General features: G+C 68.9%; 10 protein-coding genes and 2 pseudogenes. 5 read left to right on the top strand and 7 right to left on the bottom strand.

What is annotated here, in order from left to right; all coding sequences use genetic code 11:
- The first annotated feature begins 118 nt into the window (after positions 1 to 118).
- Both FV228_RS11265 and FV228_RS11270 read left to right on the top strand, forming a co-directional pair.
- Entirely contained in the window at positions 119 to 322 is a 204-nt protein-coding gene (locus FV228_RS11265; protein ID WP_147854710.1) for a hypothetical protein, read from the top strand.
- Positions 319 to 792, top strand: coding sequence for a YaiI/YqxD family protein (locus FV228_RS11270; protein WP_147854711.1), 474 nt, complete (start codon positions 319 to 321; stop codon positions 790 to 792). Before FV228_RS11265 ends, FV228_RS11270 begins: the two co-directional genes overlap by 4 nt.
- Positions 793 to 842: 50 nt before the next feature.
- Here FV228_RS11270 and FV228_RS11275 read toward each other — a convergent pair whose 3' ends face one another.
- From FV228_RS11275 to FV228_RS11290, 4 genes and pseudogenes are all read right to left on the bottom strand, one after another.
- Positions 843 to 1,418 carry a cyclase dehydrase gene (locus tag FV228_RS11275; protein WP_147854712.1) on the bottom strand — a complete coding sequence of 192 codons (576 nt, stop codon included), beginning with the start codon at positions 1,416 to 1,418 and terminating at the stop codon, positions 843 to 845.
- Positions 1,415 to 2,586 (bottom strand): annotated as a pseudogene (locus tag FV228_RS11280) (zinc-dependent alcohol dehydrogenase). Before FV228_RS11280 ends, FV228_RS11275 begins: the two are co-directional and overlap by 4 nt.
- Positions 2,587 to 2,720: 134 nt before the next feature.
- Positions 2,721 to 3,578 carry a manganese catalase family protein gene (locus FV228_RS11285; RefSeq protein ID WP_147854713.1) on the bottom strand — a complete coding sequence of 286 codons (858 nt, stop codon included), beginning with the start codon at positions 3,576 to 3,578 and terminating at the stop codon, positions 2,721 to 2,723.
- A 421-nt stretch (positions 3,579 to 3,999) separates the two neighbouring features.
- A complete protein-coding gene (locus FV228_RS11290) occupies positions 4,000 to 4,353 on the bottom strand; it encodes a helix-turn-helix domain-containing protein (RefSeq protein WP_147854714.1) in 354 nt (117 codons plus the stop codon).
- A 107-nt stretch (positions 4,354 to 4,460) separates the two neighbouring features.
- Between FV228_RS11290 and FV228_RS11295 the strand changes: the two genes are divergently transcribed.
- From FV228_RS11295 to FV228_RS11305, 3 genes are all read left to right on the top strand, one after another.
- Positions 4,461 to 5,207: a glucose 1-dehydrogenase gene (locus FV228_RS11295; RefSeq protein ID WP_147854715.1), complete on the top strand. Its 747-nt coding sequence runs from the start codon at positions 4,461 to 4,463 to the stop codon at positions 5,205 to 5,207.
- Positions 5,208 to 5,549: 342 nt separating this feature from the next.
- Complete coding sequence (locus FV228_RS11300) at positions 5,550 to 6,347, top strand: alpha/beta hydrolase (protein WP_147854716.1); 798 nt, start codon at positions 5,550 to 5,552, stop codon at positions 6,345 to 6,347.
- On the top strand, positions 6,337 to 8,373 hold the full coding sequence (locus FV228_RS11305; protein WP_147854717.1) for a PAS domain S-box protein: 2,037 nt from the start codon (positions 6,337 to 6,339) through the stop codon (positions 8,371 to 8,373). Before FV228_RS11300 ends, FV228_RS11305 begins: the two co-directional genes overlap by 11 nt.
- Positions 8,374 to 9,188: 815 nt before the next feature.
- Here the strand turns inward: FV228_RS11305 and FV228_RS11310 are convergent.
- From FV228_RS11310 to FV228_RS34165, 3 genes and pseudogenes are all read right to left on the bottom strand, one after another.
- Entirely contained in the window at positions 9,189 to 9,458 is a 270-nt protein-coding gene (locus FV228_RS11310; protein ID WP_147854718.1) for a BrnA antitoxin family protein, read from the bottom strand.
- A gap of 6 nt (positions 9,459 to 9,464) precedes the next feature.
- On the bottom strand, positions 9,465 to 9,824 hold the full coding sequence (locus tag FV228_RS11315; protein ID WP_147854719.1) for a hypothetical protein: 360 nt from the start codon (positions 9,822 to 9,824) through the stop codon (positions 9,465 to 9,467).
- Positions 9,825 to 10,128: 304 nt separating this feature from the next.
- Positions 10,129 to 10,249: pseudogene (locus tag FV228_RS34165) on the bottom strand (protein TolA); the annotation flags it as partial.

Here is a 10,249-nt window from a genome sequence, read left to right on the forward strand (position 1 = left end):
CCCACGCCCTGCGCGGCCGCGGCGCACCGCTGTCGGTGGCGACGCTGGAGCGCGGTGACGAGGCCGGAACCGCGGTGACCGAGGAGCCGGCCCCGCGCAAGGTCGCGGCGATCCGCTGATGGCAGCAGCCCAGGCCAGACCCCGGACCGTCTTGGTTGTCGTCAAGATGGCCGTGCGCTTCGGCTTTCCGCTGCTCGGGCTGATCGTCATCGGCCGCGCGGTGGTGCTGTCGATCGGCGGCGATATCGAGCGCTGGCAGTTCGCCCTCGGGGCGCTCCTGATCCTGGCGGGCTTCACCTCGAAGCTGGTGCCCCGGCGATGAGCACTCCGGAAAACCGGCCGACGATCTATCTCGATGCCGATGCCTGCCCGGTGAAGGACGAGACCTACCGGGTGGCCGCGCGCTACGGCCTCACCGTCCACGTCGTCGCCAACAGCGTGCTCAACCTGCCGCGCGAGCCCTGGATCGTACGCGTCGTCGTCGGTTCCGCCCTCGACGCCGCCGACGACTGGATCGCGGAGCGGGCCGGGCGCGGCAGCATCGTGCTCACCGCCGACGTGCCGCTGGCCGCCCGCTGCGTGAAGGCCGGCGCTACGGTCCTGGCCTTCACCGGCAAGCCGTTCAGCGAGTCTTCGATCGGCATGGCGCTGGCCACCCGCGACCTGATGCAATCCCTGCGTGAGGCCGGCACGATCACGGGCGGTCCGGCGCCGTACTCCCGCGCCGACCGCTCGGCGTTCCTCTCGGCCCTCGACCGGGCGGTGATGCGGATTCTGCGGGAACGGCCCTAGCCCATGGTGCCGCATATCCGAGCCGGCGGCCACCCTTTCGGAACGATGCTTCAGCTCCCCGGCCCGACGCGCTCGCCCGACCACGGCCGCAGCGGCTCCGGGATGCGGAAATCCGCCGGCGGCTCGAAGTCGGAGGCGGCGCCACGCATGCTCCGGGCGCCACGCGGGAAGCCGCTCCGGTCGCCGTAATCGAAGGTCCCGGGGGGTGACAGACGCTTCTGCCCGATCAGCCCTTGCGCACATAGGACGTCGAGGACCGTCACCCCCGCCACGGCGGCGGTCGCGGCGGCGAGGTTCGTGCGCTTCGGGTTGTCGCCTTCGAAGCCGGTCGCCAGCGTGGCGAGATCCAGCGCGTCGCCGCCGACGCGCCCGATGATCCAGGGCGTCGGATCATGGCTCATGAGGATCGCGACGCCGGTGGCGACCTCACGGACGCCGTAGGCTTGCACCAGCGACTCCCGGCCGCGCAGGCCGAGCGCCCGGCACAGGCCGCGCGGGGCCGTCAGCTCCAGGAGGCCGAGGCCGATCGAGAACCAGCCGAGCCCGCGCGCCAGCGCGTCGTGCCCGGTCTCGGGACCGCGCCCCGGTGCGCCCCGGGTCGCCTGCGAATGCTGTCTGTCGCTCATGGCCGGATCACCACCTTGATGCAGCCGTCCTGCTTGTCGCGGAACACCCGGTACATCTCCGGGCCGTCCTCCAGCCCGATGGTGTGGGTGATGACGAAGGACGGATCGATCTGCCCGGCCTCGATCCGCCGCAGCAGGTCCGGTGTCCACCTATTGACGTGCGTCTGCCCGGTGCGGACCGTCAGACCCTTGTTCATCAGCGCGCCGATGGGAAACTTGTCGATCAGGCCGCCATACACGCCCGGGACCGAGAGCACGCCGGCCGGACGGCAGACCATGATCATCTGGCGCAGCACGTGGGCCCGGTCGGTCTCGAGCATCATCGCCTGCTTGGCCGGTCGTAGACCGCATCGACCGCGCCCATGGCATGGGCTTCGAGCCCGACGGCGTCGATGCACTTCTCCGGGCCCCTGCCGTCGGTCATGTCGTTCAGGCGGCCGACGATGTTGGATTCCGTGTTGTAGTCGATCACCTCGGCACCCCCGGCCTCGGCCATCCTCAGGCGCTCCGGGACGCGGTCGATCGCGATGACACGCTTTGCGCCGAGCAGGATCGCCGAGCGGATCGCCATCTGGCCGACAGCCCAGCAGCCCCAGATCGCCACCGTGTCGGTCGGCTGGATGTCGCACTGGACCGCGCCCTGCCACCCGGTCGGGAAGACGTCGGACAGGAACAGGAGCTTTTCGTCGGAGATGCCGTCCGGCACCTTGATGTGCGTCGCGTCGGCATACGGCACGCGCAGGTACTCGGCCTGGCCGCCCGCGTAGCCGCCGGTGAGATGGGTGTAGCCGAACAGGCCGGCGGTGGTGTGCCCGAACGCGGTATCGCCGAGCGCCTTGTTGCGGTTGGACCGCTCGCACACCGAAAAGTTGCCCCGCCGGCACTGGTCGCACTGGCCGCAGGTGATGGTGAACGGCACGACGATCCTGTCGCCGGCCTTCAGGGCCTTGTTGTCCTTGCCGACCTCGACGACTTCACCCATGGCCTCGTGGCCCAGGATGTCGCCCGACTTCATGCCCGGCATGAAGTGGTCGTAGAGGTGCAGGTCCGAGCCGCAGATCGCGCAGCTCGTCACCTTGATGATCGCATCGCGCCCGTCCTCAATCTCGGGGTCCGGGACCGTGTCGCAGCGGACGTCACGCGTGCCGTGCCAGACCAGTGCCTTCATGGGGGCGTTCTTCCCGCTTCTGTTCGTCGTCCGATCGTCGTCGGACCGGCCGGAACTCCGGAGTTTTTCTGTCCGCAGGCCCTGATTGCGCCCCGGGGCCGGACTCCGCGCCCCGGCCCTGGGGAGCTGAGCGATCAGCCGATCTGCTGGGACTGGGCGGCGCTGTCGGGCCGTGCCGGGCCGAGCACCGGCTCCTGACCCATCGGCTGGTTCTGGACGATGCTGTATTCGCCCTTGCCGTCGAGGGACGGGCCCTGGGTCCAGCGGCCTTCGGGCGGCGGCGAGCCGTCGGCCGAGGACGAGAAGTAGTTGTAGTTGAACTTCTGGTTCTCCTTCTCCTGCGGGAAGGAGTTCGGGATCGGCAGGGTGCCGGCATGGCCGCCCAGCTCCTCGATCACCGCCAGCCATTGCTGCTGGTGCATCGTGTCCCGGGCGATGAGGAAGCTCCACATGTCGCGCATGCCGGGATCGTTGGTCGCGTTGTACAGCCGCACGGCCAGCACCCGCCCGGTGCTCTCGGCGGCGACGTTGCAGTACATGTCGGCGGCGATGTTGCCGCTGGCGTAGACGTGGCTCATGTCGAAGGGCAGGCCGTCGGAATTGCCCGGGAAAGCCGCCATGCCGGCGGACAGCAGGGTCTTGTGCAGCATGCCCTCGGCGACGTGGCGCGGGTTCTCGCCGCCCATCACGGCGCCGACGATCGCGTCGGCGGCGCCCGCCTCCTGCACCTTGGTCGGGGCGGTCTCGAGGTTCATCGCCACCGCGGTGGCGAGCATCTCGATATGGCCCAGCTCCTCCGTGGCGGTGTTGAGCAGCATGTCCCGATACTTCGTGGTCGGCGCGCGATTGCCCCACGCCTGGAAGAAATACTGCATACAGACTCGGATCTCGCCTTCGATCCCGCCGATCGCCTGCTGAAGCATCCGTGCGTAGATCGGGTCCGGGCTATCGACCTTGACCGGGTATTGGAGGCGCTTGTCGAGGTAGTACATGCGGTTTGCTCCTCGCGCTGATGATGGGCGCCGGCTTTAGGCGCGCAAACTGGTGCGGCCTCGATACCGTCGGGGTATCCCGCCGCGCTATCCGATCAACCGCGTTTGGCAGGATCGGTTCAGTATTCTTGCGATCAGGACGCGTTTTTTGCGCCGACGATGGCCATCTTGAAGAGCATAAACCAAACGATGTTAGTTTTGCAGCCAATTGCCGCGCTTAAGTCGGCGCGATAGACAAACATATGTTGCGCCATGCGCTCGGGTTGCCGTCGGCGCGGCGAACAAACGTGTGCGTGAGCCGGCAATGAGGCTGCGGCGAGCCTCGGCCGGTGCTGGCCGTCTGGGGGAGGGGATCTTGTCTACGGCCCGGACCGACCCGGACGGGTGGCGCGGCCGGGTCGGCGCTCTTTGATGCCGAACGTTACGCGTCGGGCCCGCGCGCGTGTTTGCAGGCGTCCGACGCGTAGGCGTTGATGATCGCCGCCAGCAGGCCCGGAAACCGCGCCTCCACCTCGGCGCAGCGCGAGTGGTTGCGCATCTCCACCCCGTGGCGCTCGCTCCGGATCAGGCCGGCCTCGCGCAGCACCTTGAAGTGCGTGGACAGCGACGATTTCGGGATGACCCGATCGCCCAGCGCGGAGACGGCCGAGCAGGCCTCGACGCAACCCGTCCGCATGATCCGCGCGAAGATCGCCGCCCGGTTCGGATCGGACAGGGCGTGGAGGATCGCCTCCGGTTGGATGTCCTCGATAGCGGGGTGAAACAGCGGCCTCATGATTTTCGCATGTGGGGTCTTGATCCGCGCCTCGTTAGTTCCGAATTTCCGAACTATGGGACTAAGGTGGCCATACCGGCGCCGGTCCCGGGTCGAGGTTAGCACACATGTCGAAGCTCGAGGGCAAGGTCGCCGTGGTCACCGGCGCATCGAAGGGCATCGGGGCCGGGATCGCCAAGGCATTGGCGCGGGAGGGCGCCGCGGTCGTGGTCAATTATGCGAGCAGCCGGGCGGATGCCGAGGCCGTGGCCGCGGCCATCACCGCGGAGGGCGGCAAGGCCGTCGCGGTGCAGGGCGACGTGTCCAAGGCTGGGCAGGCGCAGGGCCTGATCGCGGCGGCCGTGGAACAGTTCGGCCGGCTCGACGTGCTGGTCAACAATTCCGGCGTCTACGAATTCGCGACGCTGGAGGAGATCACGGAGGCGCATTACCGCCGGCTGTTCGACGTCAACGTGCTGGGCGTCCTGTTGACCAGCCAGGCCGCCGCGCCGCATCTCGGCGAGGGCGCGAGCATCATCAACATCTCGTCGGCCATCACCCACGTGCACACACCCGCCGCCGCGGCCTATGCCGGGACCAAGGGGGCGCTGAACGCGATCTCAGGCGTCCTGGCCAACGAGCTGGCGCCCCGCCGGATTCGCGTGAACGTGGTCAGCCCGGGCTTCGTGGTGACCGAGGGCACGCACACGGCCGGCATCGTCGGCTCCGAGATGGAGGCCGGCTTCATCGCCCAGACGCCGCTCGGCCGCGCCGGACGTCCGGACGACATCGCCGGCGTGGTCACGTTCCTGGCATCCGACGACGCCCGCTGGTTGACCGGCGAGGTGATCACCGCCAGCGGCGGAATCCGCTGACGCACTCCGCTACCCCGCGCGGTCGTCGGCTGCGGCGGCCGCGCGGGATCCTGAGCCGGTGATGCGCGGATCGCAGGCACGTGGCCGGGGACCCAGTGCAGCGGAAGGATCGACCGGGACAGCGGCTCCTGAGGTTCGGGACAACGCGCAGGCCTCGGCGTAGCCGAGACGGCCGCCAGTCCCAGGACAGCGCCCAAGCTTATCCGAGGGCGCGGGGTGCTCGCCGCCGTGAGCGATGCTCGCCGCGTCGAACCGAGCGTTCCATGACGGGCTCAGTGACCCTCCGGATTGCTTCGCGATCGGAAACGGCCTTAGACCGGAACGCGATCGAAGGGAGCGGACGTGTCGGTCCTCCAACGTCACAATGTGCGGGTCGCGGGATCCGGCGAGACCGCCATGGTCTTCGCCCACGGGTTCGGCTGCGACCAGAACATGTGGCGCTTCGTGGCGCCCGCGTTCGAGGACCGGTTCCGGACTGTCCTGTTCGACCATGTCGGCGCCGGCGGGTCGGACCTGTCGGCCTACGACCCGGCGAAATACGCAACCCTGGCGGGCTACGCCGACGACGTCGTGGCGCTGTCGCGCGCGCTCGGCGTGAAGGGCGGCGTGTTCGTCGGCCATTCGGTGAGCGCGATGATCGGCATCCTTGCCTGGAAGCGGGCGCCGGACCTGTTCGACAGCCTCGTCCTGGTCTGCCCGTCGCCGCGCTACGTCGACGACGGCGATTACGTCGGCGGTTTCAGCCAGGCGCAGGTGGAGGAACTGCTCGATTTCCTCGACAGCAACCACATGGGATGGTCGCACGCGATGGCCCCGGCGATCATGGGCAACCCCGACCGGCCGGAACTCGGGCAGGAACTGACCAACAGCTTCTGCCGCACGGATCCCGAGATCGCCAAGCGCTTCGCCCGGACCACCTTCCTGTCGGACAACCGGGCCGACCTGGATGGCGTCACCGCCCGCTGCCTCGTCATCCAGTGCTCGGACGACATCGTCGCGCCGCAGCAGGTCGGCGCGTACGTCCATCGCAAGCTGCAGAACAGTACGCTGGTCCATTTCGAGGCGTCGGGCCATTGCCCGAACCTGAGCGCCCCGGAGGAGACCATCGCGGCGATCGAGGCCTTCGTCCTTGGCGGTTGAGGGCGACGCGCCGCACTGCGCTTCCGGGCCGGCCGTCGACGACCTCGAAGACCTCTTCGAGAACGCCCCGTGCGGCTACGCCTCGGCCCTGCCGGACGGGCGGTTCTCACGGGTCAACCGGACGCTGGCCGCCTGGCTGGGCTATCAGGCCGCGGATCTCGTCGGACGCAGGTTCCTCGACCTGCTGACCATTGCAGGCAAGGTCTACTACGAGACCCATTTCGCCCCGCTCCTGCGCCTGCAGGGATCGTTCAAGGAGGTGGCGTTCGATCTCGTGCGGCGCGACGGCACGGCGCTGCCGGTCATCGCCAACGCGGTCGTCCGCCGGGACGACGCGGGCGCCATCCGCTTCATCCGGATCACGGTGTTCGATGCCTCGGACCGCCGCCGCTACGAGCGTGACCTTCTGGAGGCCCGCCGCAACGCGGACCAGGCCCGGATCGCCCTGCAGGACCTCAATCAGACGCTGGAGGTCCGGGTGGCGGAACGCGCCCGCGCCCTCGACCGGGCGTGGCGGCTCTCCCCGGATCTGCTCGTGATGGCGGATGCCGATGGCGTCGTGGCGGCCGTGAATGCCGCCTGGACGACCCTGCTCGGCTGGGGCGCAGTCGATCTCGTCGGGCAGAAGGTCTTCGCCTTCATCCACCCGGACGACCTCGCTGCGGCCCACGCTGCCCTGGCCGGCATCGTGACGGCTCCCGTGAGCGTCCCGTTCGAGTCCCGTCTGCGGCACGCGGACGGGAGTTATCGCCGCTTCGCCTGGACGGGGGCGTTCGAGGACGGGCAGATCTATGGCACCGGCCGGCATACCACCGCACAGCACGAGCAGGCCGACGCGCTGCGCCGGGCGGAGGAGGCGCTGCGCCAGTCGCAGAAGCTGGAGGCGGTCGGCCAGCTCACCGGCGGCGTCGCCCACGACTTCAACAACCTGCTGACCATCATCCGCTCGTCGGTGGATTTCCTACGCCGTCCCGACCTGCCGGCCGACCGGCGCGACCGCTACATGGATGCCGTGTCCGACACGGTCGACCGCGCCACGAAGCTGACGAGCCAGCTATTGGCCTTCGCCCGGCGCCAGACGCTCAAGCCCGAGGCGTTCGAAGTCGGCGAGCGCCTGCGCGGCGTCGCCGACATGCTCGACACCCTGACGGGTGCGCGCATCCAGGTGCGCACCGAACTGCCGGCCGAACCCTGCTACGTGAAAGCCGATCTCAGTCAGTTCGAGACCGCCCTGGTCAACATGGCGGTCAACGCCCGCGACGCCATGGACGGCGCAGGTACGCTCACGCTTCGGCTGACCTGTGCGAGCGCCCTGCCGCCGATCCGCGGCCACGCGGCCGCCCTGGGTCCGTTCGCGGCGGTGTCGCTCACCGATACCGGCACCGGCATCGCACCGGACATGCTCAGCCGCATCTTCGAGCCGTTCTACACCACCAAGGAAGTGGGCAAGGGCACCGGACTGGGGCTCAGCCAAGTGTTCGGCTTCGCCAAGCAATCCGGCGGCGACATCGAGGTCCACAGCGTCGTCGGAGGCGGCACGACCTTCACGCTTTACCTGCCGGAGATCGACATCGTGGCACCGGAGGACCTTGCGGTGCCGTATCTCCGCGAGGGTTTCCCGTCGGGCGGCGGCCAGCACGTCCTGATCGTCGAGGACAACGTCGAGGTCGGGCGCTTCGCCACCCAGATCCTGGAGGATATCGGCTACCGGGCGACCTGGGCGGCGAACGCCGAGGATGCGATCGAGAAGCTCGGCCCGGACGGCGCCGGATACGACGCAGTGTTCTCCGACGTGGTGATGCCCGGCATGGGCGGCATCGCGCTGGCGCGGCTGCTCCAGCGCCGGATGCCGAAACTCCCGGTGCTGCTCGCGACCGGCTACAGCCATGTCCTGGCCCAGGACGGGCTGCACGGCTTCGAGCTGATCCACAAGCCATACTCGGCCGATCAACTCGGCCGCATTCTCGGCCGCGTGCTGTCGCCAACGTTCGGGCAAACGATGACGGCGATCGAGCCGCGAGGGTAACGGTCCGGCTCAGAGACGCAGGCTAGGTCCGACGGTATGCGCCAATCACTCGTCAGGATGGCAAATTTCCGCAGACGCTTCAGCCCCCACTCTGTCATCCCGGGGCGCCGCAGGCGCGCCCGGGATCCAGATCCGCAGGCAGCGCAAGTCATTGATCCAACAATGGTTCTTGATCCAGGGCTCCGCTTCGCGGCCCCGGGATGACGAGGCTGTCTTCAGGACGGCCTCTACATGGGACAGGGGTCGCAGGCCAAGCGGGACGGTCATATGCAGACCACCACGGCAAACACCTTGGAAGGGCTGGGACCCGCACCTTCCGCAGAAGCATATGTGGGCAACTGCTTGCCAACCGGATCGCGTGTTCGCCCTCTGCCATTACCTTCGGCCCCGACTTTCGGGAATGTCCCGTTTCTGTTCGGGGACAGGAAGGTCCCGAGCGCGCCGCATCCTCTGCCCGGAGTGGCGAACCGGAAGACCCCGAATCCGGGGATCGGGTCGGCGGGGCGCTGATCGGAACCAGGCCAAGATCCCGCTCTGTCCTGGTGGTCCGACAACCGGCACGATGCGCGAGGCCGCTCGCTACCCAATCGGAAGCCGGTTCACCGTAAACAGCTACGTGGACGCGGGCACCATGAGGCCGGCCCGGCGTATCAGCGCAACATCGCACGCCAAGACCTTCGGGGGACGAGCACAGCCCACGGACCCCGTCATAAGCGGTCGGCCGGCTCGGATGGAATCGACGGCGCGCGCAAGCGGCCGCGAACCCCCGGCGCCTTCGAGGAACCCGCCATCGAACCGGGAAGTCCCGATCCGCTCTACGCGTCGTCAGCGGGAACGAGGGTCTTCAGCGCCTCGTTGACGCGGTCCTGCCAGCCCGGGCCGTCCTTCTGGAAATGGGCCAGCACGGCGCTGTCGAGGCGCAGGGTGACCATCTCGCGCGCGCCCGGGACCGCCGTCGGGCGGGGAGCCGACGGCGCGGGTGGTGGAGGGGCAGCGGCGGGTTTGGCGGTCGTGGCGGCTTTGAAAGCCGCCTCGGCGGCCGCGCGCGGATCGGTGAAGCGGCGGCGGTTGCGATCGTCGGCCATCGGCCCTCAGTCCTTCGCGACGGCTTTCTTCGGCGCGGCCTTCTTGGCGGCACCTTTTGCAGTCTTGCTCGCGATCTTGGCGGCGGCCTTGGCTTCCTTCTCGGCAACCTTGGCTTGCACCTCGGCGGCCTTGACCTCGGCCTCGGCCGCTTCCTTGGCGAGACGCAGGGAACGCAGCTTCAGCGTCCGCTCGTCGATCGCCTTGATCGACGCGTGGTGCTCGGCCATCGCCTGCGCGCCCTCGCGGGCCATGCGCTCGGCCCGCTCCGCCCGCTCGGCACGGTTGTCGGCCCGGGTCTTGGCTTCCGCCTCCGCGTCGCGGATGTCCTCGGCCTCTTCGAGGTCGGTCTCAGTCTCGTCGCTCATCCTATGCCTTTCGCCCCGGTCCAGCGGAACCGCGTCCTGCGCGTCGCGCGCGGGAACGGTCTTCTGGAGCGGGTCCGGCCTGTTCGAGGGGTGGAGGGGCAAGGCCGGATGATCCGCCCCGCCGCGCCGTCCTGAGACGACTGTTCGAGGCCGTGATCGCAAAGGCATTAGCACGCTCCCGCGCCGGATGGCGAATCCGGCCTGTTGATCGTGCTGGACAGTGGAACGTATTCGTCCCGGATCGTGAGGCGCCTGTTCAATCGAAACCGGCGCCTCTGCCTCGCCGCGTGTCGTCTATTCGCTCTCAGCGCACGCGATAGTTGAGCGGGATCGTCACCGAAAGGCTCGGTTGCGTCACGCCGGGGGGCGCCGGCGGCAAGCCGCCCCGCACCGCCGCCAGCGCGGCGCTGTCGATCTGGCCCACG

The sequence above is a fragment of the Methylobacterium sp. WL18 genome (genome assembly GCF_008040015.1).
Lineage (GTDB): Bacteria > Pseudomonadota > Alphaproteobacteria > Rhizobiales > Beijerinckiaceae > Methylobacterium > Methylobacterium mesophilicum.